The sequence below is a fragment of the Luedemannella flava genome (assembly GCF_039528515.1).
GTDB classification, from domain to species: domain Bacteria; phylum Actinomycetota; class Actinomycetes; order Mycobacteriales; family Micromonosporaceae; genus Luedemannella; species Luedemannella flava.
Map to the genome: position 1 here is coordinate 1 of NZ_BAAALT010000179.1, position 15,199 is coordinate 15,199.

Here is a 15,199-nt window from a genome sequence, read left to right on the forward strand (position 1 = left end):
CCCTGGCGGCTGCCCGCGCCACGCTCGCGGACGCGGCCGGCGTGCAGCCCGACTACCTGGAGCTGACCGACCCGGCGCTCGGCCCCGCCCCGGCGCACGGCCCGGCCCGCCTGCTCGTCGCCGCGAAGGTCGGCACGACCCGCCTCATCGACAACCTCGCCGTGGAGATCCACTGATGTTCCTGCGCACCATGCTCAAGTCGAAGATCCACCGCGCCACGGTGACGCAGGCCGACCTGCACTACGTCGGCTCCGTCACCGTGGACGAGGACCTGATCGACGCGGCCGGGCTGCTCCCCGGCGAGCAGGTCGCGATCGTGGACGTGACCAACGGCGCCCGCCTGGAGACGTACGTGATCCCGGGCGCGCGGGGCAGCGGCGTGATCGGCATCAACGGCGCGGCGGCGCACCTCGTGCACCCCGGCGACCTGGTGATCCTCATCTCGTACGCCCAGATGGACGACGCCACGGCACGTGACTACAAGCCCAGCGTGGTGCACGTGGACGCGCAGAACCGGATCATCGAGCTGGGCGACGACCCGGCCGGCGCGGTCGCCGGGATGGTGGGTGACCTGATCCGTGGTGACGATCTCACAACGGCGGCCGTCGCCGGGGCGACGAACTGAGCCGTACTCACATATGCTGCCGCTCCTTGGGTCGATCAAGGAGTGGTGGGCATGCGTCGAGGTGCACGGCCGCGCGCGGTCGCGGTCGCGGTCCTGGTGGCGCTGACGCTCGGCGGCTGCGGCGTGGCGATCGCCGGTGACGGCGATGTCAGCGGCGACTGGGCGGTGCTGCCCGAGGCCAAGGTGCCCGTGCCGGCCAACAACGTCTGCCGCGACGGCAGCGACCCGAACGCCGACTGGGACCTGGCGCTGTTCGAGGCCCAGCCCATGGCGTGCACGACGAAGCACGCGAGCGAGACCTTCTACGTCGGCACGATCACGGACGCCAGGACCGTGGCGGCCAGCGAGGCGCCCGGTGCGGGCGAGCCGGCCTTCAAGGCCATCTACCAGACCTGCGTGAAGAAGGCCGAGGAGTTCCTCGGCGGCGACTTCCACCGGGGCCGGGTGGCCGTCGTGCCGGTGGTCGCCAACGACATCCAGTGGGGCGCGGGCGCCCGGTTCTACCGCTGCGAGCTGCTGGAGATCCTGGCCAACCAGAAGATCGTCAAGCGCACCTCCTCGGCGCGCGACGGCCTGCGCGGCAAGCGCCCGCTCGCGATCGGCTGCGCCAACAACAAGGTCGACGGCAGCGACAACATCACCTCCTTCGTCTGGATCAGCTGCAGCAAGCCGCACCAGCTCGAGTTCACCGGCATCTACACGCACAAGGACGGAAAGATGCCGAGCGAGTCGACGCTGCTCAAGAACGCGTCGTCCGGCTGCCTGGGCGTGGGTGCGAAGTACACCGGTCACTCGGTGTCGCAGATGAAGTCGACCGGCGGTTTCACGTGGGTGTACTCGGGCTTCGACGACCTGGAGACGCGGTGGAACATGGGCGACCGGTCGCGGCGCTGCTACCTCGGGCCGTACCCGCAGACGAAGCGGACCGGCTCCATCAAGGGAAAGCTGCCCTCCCAGTGGTGAGGCGGTCGACGCTCGCCCTCCTGGCCGCCGCCGCGCTGCTGCTGGGCGGGTGCGCCCAGATGGCCGGCGACGGCGACGTGAGCGGCGACTGGGCCGTGCTGCCCAAGGCCGAGGTGCCGGTGCCGGCGGCCGGGGTGTGCCGGGTCAACGTCATGAGCGAGAAGTACGTCGACTGGGACCTCGCCCTGCTCGCGGCCCCGGCGGTCGAGTGCGGCATGAACCACGCGGCCGAGACGTACCACGTCGGCAGGATCACCGACGCGAAGACGCGGGAGCTGTCGTCCCCGCCGGACGTCGGCGACGCGCTGTTCAAGCCGATCTACACAACCTGCGTGAAGCAGGCGAAACTCTTCCTCGGCGGCGACTACCACGACGCCCGGGTCTCGATCGTGCCGGTGCTGCCGACCGACACCGAGTGGCGCGGGGAGGGGCGCTTCTTCCGCTGCGAGATGTTCGAGATCTCGGACGGCGACGAGACGATCGTGGAGCGCACCGGGTCGCTCAAGGACGGCCTGCTCGGGTCACGGCCGGCCGCGCTGCAGTGCGTCAACTACACCAGCGACGACGAGGACGCGCTGGAGAACTTCCGCTTCCTGCCGTGCTCGAAGTCGCACCTGGCGGAGTACACCGGCACCTTCACGCCGAAGGACGGCAAGTACCCCGGCGACACGAAGGTCGACGACCAGGGCAGCGCGGGCTGCTTCGCGGTCGGCGCGAGGTACCTGGGCATGTCGGTGTCGGCGCTCGACGCCTCGGGCGGCTTCCAGTGGATCCACGACGGCATGAACGACACGCTGTGGAGCATCGGCGAGCGCAGCCAGCGATGCTATATCGGGCCGTACCCGGATAAAAAGATCAAAGGCTCTGTAAAGGGCAAGTCGCCGTCGCGCTGGTGAGCCCCCGCGCCGCCCTCCCGTAAACTCGGCCCGCGAGCCGGGACTGGGGAGGGGCGGCATGCGACGAGTCGGACGAACGGTGGCGGCGGCGGTCGCGGCCGCGCTGGCGCTGACGCTGGCCGGCTGTGGCGGCCCCCTGAACGTCGGGGACGGCGACATCGGTGGCGACTGGGCGCTGCTGCCCGAGGCCAAGGTCCCCACGCCCGACTCCGGGGTGTGCCGGCCCAAGGCGGGCAGCGACAAGTCCGTCGACTGGACCCTCGCCTCGTTCTACACCGAGCCGCCGGTCGACTGCGCCCAGGAGCACGCCTCCGAGACGTACTACGTGGGCAAGCTGCCAGCCTCGGAGAACGACAAGACGTCGCCGCCCGACCCGGGCGACGCCGGCTTCAAGTCCGCCTTCACGAGCTGCGCCAAGCAGGCCAGCACGTTCCTCGGCGGGGACTTCCACAACGCCCGGGTGTCGATCGTGCCGGTGCTGCCGCTCGACCACCTCTGGCAGGGTGGCGCCCGGTGGTTCCGGTGCGAGCTGGTGGAGATCTCCGACACACTCGAGACGATCGTGACCCGCAAGGCCTCCGCCAAGGACGGCCTGCGCGGGTCGAGGCCGCTCGCGATCACATGCGCCAACGACACCCTGACGTCCGACAAGAAGTTCGTCACGAACGTCACGTTCATCGCCTGCGCCAAGCCCCACTACATGGAGTACACGGGCGTGTGGGCGCCGGCCGACAAGAAGTGGCCCGGCAAGAACGCGCAGGCCACGGCCAAGAGCGAGAACTGCTTCCGGCTCGGCGCCAACTACCTCGGCATGACGGTCAGCGGCCTGCACGGCGTCGGCGGCATCTCCTGGGACACCTGGGGCGGCAGCGAGCTGTTGTGGAGCGTCGGCGACCGGGGCGTGCGCTGCTTCATGGGCCCGTACGACCGCAAGAAGCGCACCGGTTCGATCAAGGGCAAGCAGCCCAGCGAGTTCTGACCAGGGGCGCCCGTGCCCTTCGGGGGCGGATGGCTGAGGATAGGCGCATGTCGCGGACCTCTCTGGCGCGCCGGCTCGCCGCCCCCGAGCCCGGCTGGGCCGAAACCACCGACGTGGTGGTCATCGGCTCCGGCGTCGCGGGGCTGACCTGCGCCCTGCACCTGCGTGAGGCGGGCCTGCACGTCACGGTCGTTACCAAGGTCAACATCGACGACGGGTCGACCCGCTGGGCGCAGGGCGGCATCGCCGCCGTGCTCGACCCGCTCGACACGCCCGCCGCCCACGCGCAGGACACCGTCGTCGCCGGGGTCGGCCTCGGCGACCGCGCCGCCATCGACGTCCTCGTCACCGAGGGTCCCGCCCGGGTGCGCGAGCTGATCCGCTGGGGCACCCGGTTCGACCGGCACTCCGACGGGTCGCTCATGCTGACCCGCGAGGGCGGTCACCACGCCAACCGGATCGTGCACGCCGGCGGCGACGCCACCGGCGCCGAGGTCCAGCGCGCGCTGCACACGGCGGTGCGCCGCGACCCGTGGATCCGCCTCATCGAGCACGCCCTCGTGCTCGACCTGCTCACCGACGCCGACGGCCGGGCCTGCGGGATCACCCTGCACGTCCTCGGCGAGGGCAGCGAGGACGGGGTCGGCGCGGTGCTCGCCCGGGCCGTCGTGCTGGCCACGGGCGGCATGGGCCAGATCTTCGCGGTCACCACCAACCCGTCCGTGTCCACCGGCGACGGGGTGGCGCTCGCCATGCGCGCCGGCGCCACGGTCACCGACCTGGAGTTCGTCCAGTTCCACCCGACCGCCCTCTACCTGGGCGGGGAGGGCCGACGGGTGGCCCAGCAGCCGCTGGTCAGCGAGGCGCTGCGCGGCGAGGGCGCGCACCTCGTCGACGCCGACGGCAAGCGGTTCATGGTCGGCCAGCACGAGCTCGCGGAGCTCGCCCCCCGCGACGTGGTCGCCAAGGGCATCCACCGGGTGCTGCTCGCCACCGGCGCCGACCACGTGTACCTCGACGCCCGGCACGTGCCCGACCTGGCCAACCGGTTCCCGACGATCACGGCGTCGTGCCTCGCCGCCGGCGTCGACCCGACCGTCGGTCTCATCCCGGTCGCCCCGGCAGCCCACTACGCCTCCGGCGGCGTCCGCACCGACCTGCGCGGCCGCACGTCCATCCCCGGCCTGTACGCGTGCGGCGAGGTCGCCTGTACGGGAGTGCACGGGGCCAACCGGCTCGCGTCCAACTCGCTGCTGGAAGGCCTCGTCTTCAGCCGGCGCATCGCCGAGGACGTCGCGGCCGACCTGCCGCCGCAGGCCGACCCGGTGCCGGCCGCAGTCGACGCGTCCTGGACAGTGGACGACGTGATCAAGGAGCCGCTGCAGCGGGCCATGACCCGGGGCGCCGGGGTGCTGCGCAGCGCCGACTCGCTGGCCGCGACCGGGGCGACGCTCGCCGAGCTGAGCGCCACCCGGGCCAAGCCGAACACCGCCACCTGGGAGGCGACGAACCTCGTCACGGTGGCGGGCGCCCTGGTCGCCGCCGCCACCACGCGCGAGGAGACCCGCGGCTGCCACTGGCGCGAGGACCACCCGGGCGCCCGCGACGAGTGGCTCGGCCACCTGCTCGCGGGCCTCGACAGCACCGGAGCACTGACCGAAACCTGGGAGCCGATGTTCCATGTCTGAACCCACCCGCGCACGCCGACACGCGGCTCAAGAGGCCGACGAGCTGACCCCGGAAACCGCTGCGGAACTGGCCGTTGCCGGGCTCGACCCGGTCGCCGTCACGACGATCGTCACCAACGCGCTCGCCGAGGACCTCGGGGAGGCCGGCGACGTCACCAGCGCGGCGACCATCCCGGCCGAGCAGACCGACACCGCGGAGCTGGTCGCGCGCGCCGACGGCGTGCTGGCCGGGCTCGCCGTGGCGCGGGCGGTGTTCGACGTGGCCTCAAGCCGCACCATACGCTTTTCGGACAAAGCGCACGACGGCTCGCACGTGGTCCGCGGGGATGTGCTCGCGGTGCTCAACGGCCCCACCCGGGCGCTGCTCACCGCCGAGCGCACGGCGCTCAACCTGCTGTGCCGGATGTCCGGGGTGGCCACGCACACGCGGGCGTGGGCCGACGCGCTGGCCGGCACCGGCGCCACCGTGCTCGACACCCGCAAGACCACGCCGGGCCTGCGGATCCTCGAGAAGTACGCGGTGCGCGCCGGCGGCGGCACCAACAAGCGCATGGGCCTGTACGACGTCGCGATGGTCAAGGACAACCACAAGCTCGCGGCCGGCGGCGTGGCGGCGGCCTATCACCGCGTGGTGTCCGCCTTCCCGAACGTGCCCGTGCAGGTCGAGGTCACGACCGTTGCCGAGGCGGTCGAGGCGGTCGAGGCGGGGGCGACCTTCCTGCTGCTGGACAACATGACGCCGGAGCTGCTGCGGGAGGTCGTCGCGGCGGTCGGGGGCCGCGCGGAGCTGGAGGCCACCGGCGGCCTCACCCTCGCCCACGTGCGCGAGTACGGCGAGACGGGCGTCGACTACCTGTCCGTCGGGGCGCTGACGCACTCCTCGCCTATCCTCGATATCGCCCTGGACCTCCGACCGCGAGCGTGATCCATGCTGCTGTGCATCGACATCGGTAATACCAACACCGTGCTCGCCACGTTCTCCGGCGACAAGCTCGTGCACAGCTGGCGGGTCAAGACCGACGGGCGCAACACCGCCGACGAGATGGGCCTGCAGTTCCGGGGCCTGCTCGCCGCCGAGCAGGTGACGGTGACCGGCATCGCGGCGTGCTCGACCGTGCCCGCCGCCCTGCGGGCGCTGCGGACGATGCTGACGCGGTACTACCCCGACGTGCCCACCGTGGTCGTGGAGCCCGGCGTGAAGACCGGCGTGCAGCTCGCGATCGACAACCCCAAGGAGGTCGGCACCGACCGGGTGGTGAACACGCTCGCGGCGTACACGCTGTTCGGCGGGCCGTCGGTCGTGGTCGACTTCGGCACGTCGACGAACTTCGACGCCGTCTCGGCGCGCGGGGAGTTCCTCGGCGGGGTGCTCGCGCCGGGCATTGAGATCTCCGTCGACGCGTTGGCGGCGCGGGCCGCCCAGTTGCGCAAGGTCGAGCTGGTCAAGCCGCCCCGGGTGATCGGCAAGAACACCGTCGAGTGCCTGCAGTCGGGCGTGGTGTTCGGTTTTGCCGGCCAGGTCGACGGGGTGGTCCGGGCGATGGAATCAGAGCTCGGTCCACTGACCGCCGTGATCGCCACCGGCGGGCTCGCCCCGGTCGTCCTCGACGAGTGCGCCACGGTCACTCATCACGAACCCGCGCTCACCCTCGTGGGCCTCCGCCTGATCTTCGAGAAGAACCAGCCCTGACGCAGGCGCGTCGCCCGCGCCGTTCCGCCCGGCCGCAGCACGCGGGCGATCTCCGCGCGGGCCCGGTCGGGGTCGAACCAGTGGTACGCCTGGGCGGCCACCATGCCGTCCACGGCGCCCTCGGGCAGCGGGATGGCCTCGGCCGACCCGGCGAGCGCGGTGACGCCCGGGCTGGCGGCGGGCAGTCGGGCCCGCATGAGCGGGTCCGGTTCGACGGCGGTCACGTCGTAGCCCAGACCGACGAGGACGCGGGTCATGATCCCCGTGCCGGCGCCCAGGTCGACGATCCCCGGTCCGGCGTCGCCGAGGCCCACCGCAGCGCCGCGGCCGGGTACGTGGGCCGGACGCGGTCGTAGAGATCGGCGGCCGATCCGAAGGACAGCGCGGGCGTGTGCTCATTCCCCATGCCCGACCACTATGCCGGACATGCAGGTGGCCGCCCCTGGCGGATTGAGTACGCTCGCACCCGACGCATTCGAATCGTGCCGCAGTGCCTTCCTGAGCCCGGCACGTCGCTGAGAAAGAGCCCCCGATGACTGAAGAGTCGCCCATCACCGCGCCCGAAGACGACCTGCCGGAGCAGATGCGGGTGCGCCGGGACAAGCGGGCGGCTCTCCTGGACGGCGGCGAGGCCTACCCGGTGGAGGTACGCCGGACCCACACCCTGGCGCAGCTCCGCGAGAAGTACGCCGAGCTGCCCACGGACACGGCCACCGGCGACAGGGTCGCGGTGACGGGCCGCGTTATGTTCGTGCGCAACACCGGCAAGCTGTGCTTCGCGACGCTCCGCGAAGGCGACGGGACGGAGCTGCAGGCGATGCTCTCCCTGGACAAGGTGGGCGCCGAGGAGCTCGACCGCTGGAAGAAGCTGGTCGACCTGGGTGACCTCGTCGGCGTGGCCGGCGAGGTGATCACGAGCCGGCGGGGCGAGCTGTCGGTGCTGGCCGACGGCTGGACGATGGCGGCGAAGTCGCTGCGGCCGCTGCCGGTCGCGCACAAGCCGATGTCCGAGGAGGCGCGGGTCCGCCAGCGGTACGTCGATCTGATCATGCGGCCGCAGGCCCGGGACATGGTCCGTACGCGCGCCGCCGCCGTGCGCAGCCTGCGCGAATCCTTCCATCGGCGCGGCTTTATCGAGGCCGAAACGCCGATGTTGCAGCTCCTGCACGGCGGTGCGGCGGCCCGCCCCTTTGTGACGCACAGCAATGCTCTCGATACAGATCTCTATCTGCGGATCGCTCCGGAACTATTCTTGAAGCGCGCGGTGGTCGGCGGCCTGGAGAAGGTCTTCGAGATCAATCGGAATTTTCGGAATGAGGGCATGGACTCGACTCATTCTCCGGAGTTCGCGATGCTGGAGGCCTACGAGGCCTACGGCGACTACAACACGATCGGCGAACTGACCCGCGGGATCGTGCAGGAGGCGGCGCTCGCGGTGTCGGGTTCCCACGTGGTGACCCACTACGACGGCACTGAATACGATCTCGGGGGCGAATGGGCCACGATCACGCTGTACGGATCGCTTTCCGCGGCGCTCGGCGAGGAAGTGTCGCCCGAGACTCCGATGACGACGTTGTTGCGCTATGCGGAAAAGCACGGCCTGGCCGTGGATCCGCTGGCGGTGAAGGGCCACCTCATCCCCGGCAAGCTGGCCGAGGAGCTGTTCGAGGAGCTGGTGGTCCCCGGCCTCGTCCGCCCCACATTCGTGCGGGATTACCCGGAGGACACCACGCCGTTGACCCGGTCGCACCGCACCGAGTCGGGTGTCACCGAGAAGTGGGACCTGTACGCCTGTGGATTCGAGCTCGCGACGGGATATTCTGAACTGGTCGATCCGGTGGTGCAACGGGAACGCTTTGTGGCGCAGTCGCTACTGGCTGCTAAGGGTGACCCGGAGGCGATGCAGTTGGATGAGGACTTCCTGCGCGCGATGGAATACGGGATGCCCCCCGCCGGCGGCATGGGAATGGGCATCGACCGCTTGCTGATGGCGTTGACGGGCCTTGGGATCCGGGAGACTATCCTCTTCCCGCTCGTCCGCCCGGAGTAACGGTTTCGCCGGAGTAATGGCGCACATCGTCAATTCGGGTTATCTTTCAGTCGCGAATGTAAAACGGCACAGCGAACGATGTGCACCCTCGGTGCATTGGAAGGACAAGGCGTGGCTAAGGAAACCGTGGTCAAGCTCATCGATGACCTCGATGGAAGCACTGCTGACGATACGGTGAAGTTCGGCCTGGACGGCGTTGCCTACGAGATCGACCTCTCGGAGAAGAACGCCCAAAAGCTCCGTGAGTTTCTCGCGCCGTATATCGAGAAGGGCTCGCGGTCGGACCGCCGCCGGGCGGTGACCATCGGCGGCCGCAGTGCGGTCGCCCGTGGTCGCGGCGCGGCCGCCGAGCGCGAGCAGAACAAGGCCATCCGCACCTGGGCGCAGCGCAAGGGCATCTCGGTGGCGCCCCGGGGCCGGATCAAGCAGGACATCGTCGAGCAGTACCACAAGGAAGCCGGGCGCTGAGGCTCCGGCGTGCCCCTCGGGGCCTGCTCCCGGTCGGGTGCGGGGCGGCGTGATTGCGGTCACCCGCCCCCTCGATCGCGAACATATCGGGCCCCCGGCTTGTTGACATGTTCGCTGTGCGCGTACCGGTTCGATCTTCGCGGGTGTCGGAGCGTCGGATATTTCCCTGCAAAAGGGGGCAGTCCGACGTCCGGATGGGCGAAATGTCCCATTCGGCCGACCCAGCGTCGTGTGCGAGCGAAGCGGCAGCGTCCATTCACCGCATGGAGTCGACCCCTCGCGGAGATAGAGTGTTGACATCCAGAGCGCGGTGCTTTGCCGGCACGTGAGGAGCACGAGCGAATGTTTGAGAGGTTCACCGACCGGGCCCGACGGGTGGTCGTCCTGGCGCAGGAAGAAGCCAGGATGCTCAACCACAACTACATCGGTACGGAGCACATCCTGCTCGGCCTCATTCACGAGGGCGAGGGCGTGGCCGCCAAGGCCCTGGAGAGCCTCGGGATCTCTCTGGAGGGCGTGCGGCAGCAGGTCGAGGAGATCATCGGCCAGGGTCAGCAGGCGCCGAGCGGGCACATCCCGTTCACGCCGCGGGCCAAGAAGGTGCTGGAGCTGAGCCTCCGCGAGGCGCTGCAGCTCGGGCACAACTACATCGGCACCGAGCACATCCTGCTCGGGCTCATCCGCGAGGGCGAGGGCGTGGCCGCCCAGGTGCTGGTCAAGCTCGGCGCCGATCTCAACCGGGTGCGCCAGCAGGTCATCCAGCTCCTCTCCGGCTACCAGGGCAAGGAGCCGGCCGCTGCCGGCGCCGGCACCGGGACCGAGGCGGCGCCGTCCACGAGCCTCGTGCTCGACCAGTTCGGCCGCAACCTCACCCAGGCCGCCCGGGAGGGCAAGCTCGACCCGGTCATCGGGCGCGAGAAGGAGATCGAGCGGGTCATGCAGGTGCTGTCCCGCCGCACCAAGAACAACCCGGTGCTCATCGGCGAGCCGGGCGTCGGCAAGACGGCCGTGGTCGAGGGCCTGTCCCAGGCGATCGTCAAGGGCGAGGTCCCGGAGACGCTCAAGGACAAGCAGCTCTACACGCTCGACCTGGGCGCGCTTGTCGCCGGCTCCCGCTACCGCGGTGACTTCGAGGAGCGCCTCAAGAAGGTGCTCAAGGAGATCCGCACCCGGGGCGACATCATCCTGTTCATCGACGAGATCCACACCCTGGTCGGCGCCGGCGCCGCCGAGGGCGCGATCGACGCGGCGAGCATCCTCAAGCCGATGCTGGCCCGTGGCGAGCTGCAGACCATCGGCGCCACCACCCTCGACGAATACCGCAAGTACGTCGAGAAGGACGCCGCCCTGGAGCGCCGCTTCCAGCCGATCCAGGTGGGTGAGCCGTCGCTGGCGCACACCATCGAGATCCTCAAGGGCCTGCGCGACCGCTACGAGGCCCACCACCGGGTGAGCATCACCGACGCCGCCCTCGTGGCCGCGGCGACGCTCGCCGACCGCTACATCTCCGACCGTTACCTGCCGGACAAGGCGATCGACCTGATCGACGAGGCCGGCGCCCGGATGCGCATCCGCCGCATGACCGCGCCGCCGGACCTGCGCGACTTCGACGAGAAGATCGCCCAGGTGCGCCGCGACAAGGAGTCCGCGATCGACGCGCAGGACTTCGAGCGGGCCGCGCAGCTGCGCGACAAGGAGAAGACCCTCCTCACGCAGAAGGCGCAGCGCGAGAAGGAGTGGAAGGCCGGCGACCTCGACGTCGTCAGCGAGGTCGACGACGAGCAGATCGCCGAGGTGCTGGCCAACTGGACCGGCATCCCGGTCTACAAGCTCACCGAGGAGGAGACGGCCCGTCTCCTGCGCATGGAGGACGAGCTGCACAAGCGGGTCGTCGGCCAGGAGGACGCCGTCAAGGCGGTCTCCAAGGCCATCCGGCGCACCCGGGCCGGCCTCAAGGACCCGAAGCGCCCCAGCGGTTCGTTCATCTTCGCCGGCCCGTCCGGCGTCGGTAAGACGGAGCTGTCGAAGGCGCTGGCGGAGTTCCTGTTCGGCAGCGAGGACGCGCTCATCCAGCTGGACATGAGCGAGTTCCACGACCGGTACACGGTGTCCCGCCTCGTGGGTGCCCCGCCCGGATACGTCGGCTACGACGAGGGCGGCCAGCTCACCGAGAAGGTCCGCCGTCGCCCGTTCTCCGTCGTGCTCTTCGACGAGATCGAGAAGGCGCACCCGGACGTGTTCAACACGCTCCTGCAGATCCTGGAGGACGGTCGGCTCACCGACGGTCAGGGCCGCATCGTGGACTTCAAGAACACGGTGATCATCCTGACCACCAACCTGGGCACCCGCGACGTGGCCAAGGCCGTGTCGCTGGGCTTCCAGACGGCCAACGACGCCGACTCGAACTACGAGCGGATGAAGCAGAAGGTCAACGACGAGCTCAAGCAGCACTTCCGGCCTGAGTTCCTCAACCGTATCGACGACACGATCGTGTTCCACCAGCTGCAGGAGGACCAGATCCTCGGCATCGTGGACATCATGGTGTCGCGGATCGAGACCCAGCTCCGCAACAAGGACATGGGCCTCGAGCTGACCGACAACACGAAGAAGTGGCTGGCGAAGAAGGGCTGGGACCCGGTCATGGGTGCCCGTCCGCTGCGCCGGACCATCCAGCGCGAGATCGAGGACTCGCTCTCCGAGCGCATCCTCTTCAACGAGCTGCGGCCCGGCCAGATCGTCGTCATCGACACCGACGGCGACCCGGCCGACATCGAGAAGACGAAGCTCGTCTTCAACGGGGCGGAAAAGGGCGAGACGCCCGACGCGGTCCCGGCGGACCTCGGCGGCGCCTCCGACGTCGCGGGCACCGCGGCCGAATAGGCAGTAGGGCACGGCCGGAGGCCGGTCAGCGCGCTCGACGCGCTGACCGGCCTCTGTCGTTTCTCCGACAACCGACGAAACCGCTTCCGGGCAGAAACCCCCTTATCTGAGGGGATTTGGGCCGCCTGCGCGGCAGTCGGTCGCCCATGAACGCGTTCGGCTGCGCTGGCGGCGACCTGCGTCATCTACTGCGGACCGCCCGCGAACGCGGAGCCGAACACCAACTCTGGATTGAGTCAAGGGACGGTTAACGTTCGCGCCGGACAAGGGCTGCGCGACTGTCCACTCAGCCGTAAGGTGGACCAGCTACCACCCCTTTAGACGATGAGGCGGCAGTGCGCGACCGGTCCGACGGCTCCCTCGGGATGCCCTATCAACCACCGGCGTGGGCGCCCAGCAGCCTGCTCGCTCAGCTCTCCCCGGAGGACGCCGAGGCGCTGTTGGCCGCCGGCTCGCCGCGCACGTTCGCTCGGGGGGACTGGCTGATGCTGCTCGGCGAGTCCGGCACGTACGTTGTCGTGCTCACCAGCGGTTGCGTCAAGGTGCTCGGCGACCCGGCGGACGGGCGCACCACCCTGCTCGCCGTGCGGGCGGCCGGCGACGTGGTCGGCGAGCTCTCGGTGCTCGACGGGGAGCCCCGCTCCGCCTCGGTGATCGCGGCCAGTCACGTGCGCGGCCGGCTGATCGAGGCGCGCGCCTTCCACGCCCTGCTCGCCGCCCGCCCGCGCATCGGTCAGGTGGTGCAGCGCGTCGTGGCCGCGAAGCTGCGCCGGCAGATCCGCCACCGGATGGAGATCGGCGCGCAGCCGGTCACCGTCGGGCTCGCCCGGGTCATCGAGCACCTCGGCACGGAGTACGGCCAGCCGATCCCCGAGGGCACGCTCATCGCCGTGCCGCTGAGCCAGCCGGAGCTGGCCGCCCTCGTGGCGGCCGAACGGTCCAGCGTGGAGCGCGCACTGCGCCGCCTGCGCGAGCGTGGCGCGGTCGTGACCGGCTACCGCCGGGTCATCATCACCGACTGGACCGCCCTGCGCGGCGTGGCCAGCGGCACATGAGTGAGCGCAGTGGGACCAGCGAACGCGCTGGCTTGAGCGGATCGTCGGGCTCGCGCCGGATGCCGCCGGCCATCCGGCGGTTGTGCCTCGTCGTCGACATCGAGGCGTACAGCGCCCTGGACCACCAGGCGCAGCATCAGGCGCAGGCGCGGCTGGCCCGCGCCCTCACGGCGGCCGTGCGCGCCGCCGGGGTGCCGCACAGCCCGCTGCGCCGCGGCGTGATCCGCCAGAACCGCGGCGACGGGCAGCTCGTCCTCCTGCCGGCCGGCATCGACGAGGCGCGGGCCATCTCGGGCCTGGTGCGCGGGCTGGCCGAGGCGATGATGGGCGTCAACGCGGAGGCGCCGCGGCTGCGGCTGCGGGCGGCCCTCGCCCAGGGAGTGGTGCAGGTGGCCGCCACCGGGTACGTGGGCAAGTCGATCGTGGACGCGTGCCGGCTGGTCGACTCCGCCGCGCTGCGCGAGGCGTTGGCCGCCGCGCCCGAGCGGGACGTCGCCGTGGCGTTCACCGACGACCTGTTCCGCGACGTGGTCATCCACGGCTTCGGTGGCCTGGTCGGCAGCGACTTCCGGCAGGTCGACGTGGTGGAGGAGCGCAAGGGCTTCGCGATCGCCGCGTGGGTGTCCCGGCCGGACCTGGTGCCGACCGCGCCGCCGGCCGAACCGCGCCGCCGGTGGAGCGGGCGGGCCGTGGCGGTCATCGTGACGGCGCTGATGGTGTTGGGCGCCGCGGCCGCGTGGTCGCTGACCCACGGCGGCGGCAAAGCCGAGGTGGTCACCGCGTCCTCGCCGACGGGCGGTCCCGAGGCCCGGCCGAAGCCGCCCGAGCGGTTCACGTTCTTCGACACGGGCGTGCAGCTGGACCGGTGCGTCGAGCTGCGCGGCTCCGGGCTCGTGCCGCCCGGCCACGAACTGCGCCTGTACGCCGAGGCGGGCGAGTTCTTCTATCTCACGCTGCTGCCGGCCGAGGTGGACCGGGACACGGGCACCTGGACGTTTCCGCAGGTCATCTTCGGCCCGACGCCGAAGGCAGGCGTCCCGATCACGCTCTATATCGCGCTGATCCCGGAGCGGGAGTCGCGCCGCCTGACGGACAACTTCGACAATCAGTACGCGTTCCGCGAACTGCCCCGGCGCGTCGTGGCGACCCATACGTTCCGCCGGTCGGCCGACAACGGCCCGTGCTGAGTCAGGTCACCGGCGCCACGTAGTCGGTCAGCCGCGCGGGCACGAGGCCCGAGCGCTTCATGGCGGTCAGGGCGGCGATGAAGTCCTCCGGGTACGCGGGTCGGAAGTGCATGAGCACGATGTCGCCGGGCCGGATGACCTTCTCGGCGGTCTGGTAGCGCACGACGCCCCCGTCCACGGTCTCCCGCCACAGGAAGCCGGCCCGCAGCCCGCAGTCCCACGCGGCGCGTAGCGTGTCGTCGTCGTACTCCCCGTAGGGCGGGCGGAAGTACAGGGGCCGTTTCCCGTACCACTGCTTGAGCTTGTCGGCGTTGCCGCAGAGTTCCGCGCGCTGCCCGTCGTAGTCGAGGTCGGGCAGGTGCGGGTGGGTGACGGTGTGCACCTCGATGTCGGCGCCCGCGTCACGCAGGTCGGCGAAGTAGCCGACGTTGCCGCGGATCGCGTCGGTCGTGAGGAACAGCGTGACCGGGACGCCGGCGGCGCGCAGCAGCCGCAGCGCCTCGGGGTGCTTGGTCCACCCGTCGTCGATGGTGAGGAACGCGACCTTCTGGCCGGTGGGGATGCGCCCGTACAGCGCGGCGCGGCCCTCCTCGTGGTCGAGCGCGACCTTCTGCGGCCTCGGCGGTTTGGGGAATTTCGGCAGCCGCGCGACATAGTCGGCGGGCGTGCCCGGCGCGGCGGCGCTCGTCGGCGGCCGGCTGGTCGGCGGGCGGGACAG

At 70.7% G+C, this 15,199-nt stretch carries 15 protein-coding genes; 13 read left to right on the forward strand and 2 right to left on the reverse strand.

Annotated elements, in window-relative coordinates:
* The 8 genes from ABD211_RS24040 to ABD211_RS24075 all read left to right on the forward strand — a co-directional run.
* Positions 1 to 176, forward strand: a 176-nt coding sequence (locus ABD211_RS24040; RefSeq protein WP_344136245.1) for a pantoate--beta-alanine ligase, incomplete at its 5' end; no start/stop codon positions are given.
* A complete protein-coding gene (panD, locus tag ABD211_RS24045; protein ID WP_344136205.1) occupies positions 176 to 625 on the forward strand; it encodes an aspartate 1-decarboxylase in 450 nt (149 codons plus the stop codon). The genes ABD211_RS24040 and panD, both read left to right, overlap by 1 nt.
* 51 nt (positions 626 to 676) lie before the next feature.
* Positions 677 to 1,588, forward strand: coding sequence for a septum formation family protein (locus tag ABD211_RS24050; protein WP_344136207.1), 912 nt, complete (start codon positions 677 to 679; stop codon positions 1,586 to 1,588).
* The gene (locus tag ABD211_RS24055; protein ID WP_344136210.1) at positions 1,585 to 2,484 is read left to right on the forward strand and encodes a septum formation family protein; all 900 of its coding nucleotides are present in this window, start codon (positions 1,585 to 1,587) and stop codon (positions 2,482 to 2,484) included. Before ABD211_RS24050 ends, ABD211_RS24055 begins: the two co-directional genes overlap by 4 nt.
* 58 nt (positions 2,485 to 2,542) lie before the next feature.
* Positions 2,543 to 3,463 (forward strand): septum formation family protein, encoded by a 921-nt coding sequence (locus ABD211_RS24060; RefSeq protein WP_344136213.1) that lies wholly within the window; start codon positions 2,543 to 2,545, stop codon positions 3,461 to 3,463.
* A gap of 47 nt (positions 3,464 to 3,510) precedes the next feature.
* Positions 3,511 to 5,151, forward strand: a complete 1,641-nt coding sequence (locus ABD211_RS24065) for an L-aspartate oxidase (protein WP_344136216.1) — start codon at positions 3,511 to 3,513, stop codon at positions 5,149 to 5,151.
* 43 nt (positions 5,152 to 5,194) lie between these two features.
* Positions 5,195 to 6,076: a carboxylating nicotinate-nucleotide diphosphorylase gene (nadC, locus tag ABD211_RS24070; RefSeq protein WP_425560514.1), complete on the forward strand. Its 882-nt coding sequence runs from the start codon at positions 5,195 to 5,197 to the stop codon at positions 6,074 to 6,076.
* Positions 6,077 to 6,079: 3 nt separating this feature from the next.
* Positions 6,080 to 6,841, forward strand: coding sequence for a type III pantothenate kinase (locus ABD211_RS24075; protein ID WP_344136222.1), 762 nt, complete (start codon positions 6,080 to 6,082; stop codon positions 6,839 to 6,841).
* On the opposite strand, the gene ABD211_RS24080 is transcribed toward ABD211_RS24075, so the two are convergent.
* Entirely contained in the window at positions 6,781 to 7,155 is a 375-nt protein-coding gene (locus ABD211_RS24080) for a class I SAM-dependent methyltransferase (RefSeq protein WP_344136225.1), read from the reverse strand. The two genes, ABD211_RS24075 and ABD211_RS24080, sit on opposite strands and share 61 nt — an antisense overlap.
* Before the next feature lie 218 nt (positions 7,156 to 7,373).
* Here ABD211_RS24080 and lysS point away from each other — a divergent pair, with 218 nt between their 5' ends.
* From lysS to ABD211_RS24105, 5 genes are all read left to right on the forward strand, one after another.
* Positions 7,374 to 8,891 carry a lysine--tRNA ligase gene (gene lysS / locus ABD211_RS24085; RefSeq protein WP_344136228.1) on the forward strand — a complete coding sequence of 506 codons (1,518 nt, stop codon included), beginning with the start codon at positions 7,374 to 7,376 and terminating at the stop codon, positions 8,889 to 8,891.
* Positions 8,892 to 9,002: 111 nt separating this feature from the next.
* Positions 9,003 to 9,359 (forward strand): histone-like nucleoid-structuring protein Lsr2, encoded by a 357-nt coding sequence (locus ABD211_RS24090; protein ID WP_344136231.1) that lies wholly within the window; start codon positions 9,003 to 9,005, stop codon positions 9,357 to 9,359.
* Positions 9,360 to 9,701: 342 nt separating this feature from the next.
* Positions 9,702 to 12,239 (forward strand): ATP-dependent Clp protease ATP-binding subunit, encoded by a 2,538-nt coding sequence (locus tag ABD211_RS24095; RefSeq protein ID WP_344136233.1) that lies wholly within the window; start codon positions 9,702 to 9,704, stop codon positions 12,237 to 12,239.
* A gap of 335 nt (positions 12,240 to 12,574) precedes the next feature.
* Positions 12,575 to 13,294 (forward strand): Crp/Fnr family transcriptional regulator, encoded by a 720-nt coding sequence (locus tag ABD211_RS24100; protein WP_344136236.1) that lies wholly within the window; start codon positions 12,575 to 12,577, stop codon positions 13,292 to 13,294.
* Positions 13,295 to 13,326: 32 nt separating this feature from the next.
* A complete protein-coding gene (locus ABD211_RS24105; protein WP_344136239.1) occupies positions 13,327 to 14,481 on the forward strand; it encodes a hypothetical protein in 1,155 nt (384 codons plus the stop codon).
* Between the two features lies 1 nt (position 14,482).
* On the opposite strand, the gene ABD211_RS24110 is transcribed toward ABD211_RS24105, so the two are convergent.
* Positions 14,483 to 15,199, reverse strand: a 717-nt coding sequence (locus ABD211_RS24110) for a polysaccharide deacetylase family protein (RefSeq protein ID WP_344136242.1), incomplete at its 5' end; no start/stop codon positions are given.

What these genes read in the sequence shown, in the direction of transcription:
- ABD211_RS24075 (WP_344136222.1), top strand. Translation starts at nt 6,080, where the DNA reads ATGCTGCTGTGCATCGACATCGGTAATACCAACACCGTGCTCGCCACG.
- ABD211_RS24060 (WP_344136213.1), top strand. Translation starts at nt 2,543, where the DNA reads ATGCGACGAGTCGGACGAACGGTGGCGGCGGCGGTCGCGGCCGCGCTG.
- ABD211_RS24065 (WP_344136216.1), top strand. Translation starts at nt 3,511, where the DNA reads ATGTCGCGGACCTCTCTGGCGCGCCGGCTCGCCGCCCCCGAGCCCGGC.
- ABD211_RS24050 (WP_344136207.1), top strand. Translation starts at nt 677, where the DNA reads ATGCGTCGAGGTGCACGGCCGCGCGCGGTCGCGGTCGCGGTCCTGGTG.
- ABD211_RS24095 (WP_344136233.1), top strand. Translation starts at nt 9,702, where the DNA reads ATGTTTGAGAGGTTCACCGACCGGGCCCGACGGGTGGTCGTCCTGGCG.
- lysS (WP_344136228.1), top strand. Translation starts at nt 7,374, where the DNA reads ATGACTGAAGAGTCGCCCATCACCGCGCCCGAAGACGACCTGCCGGAG.
- panD (WP_344136205.1), top strand. Translation starts at nt 176, where the DNA reads ATGTTCCTGCGCACCATGCTCAAGTCGAAGATCCACCGCGCCACGGTG.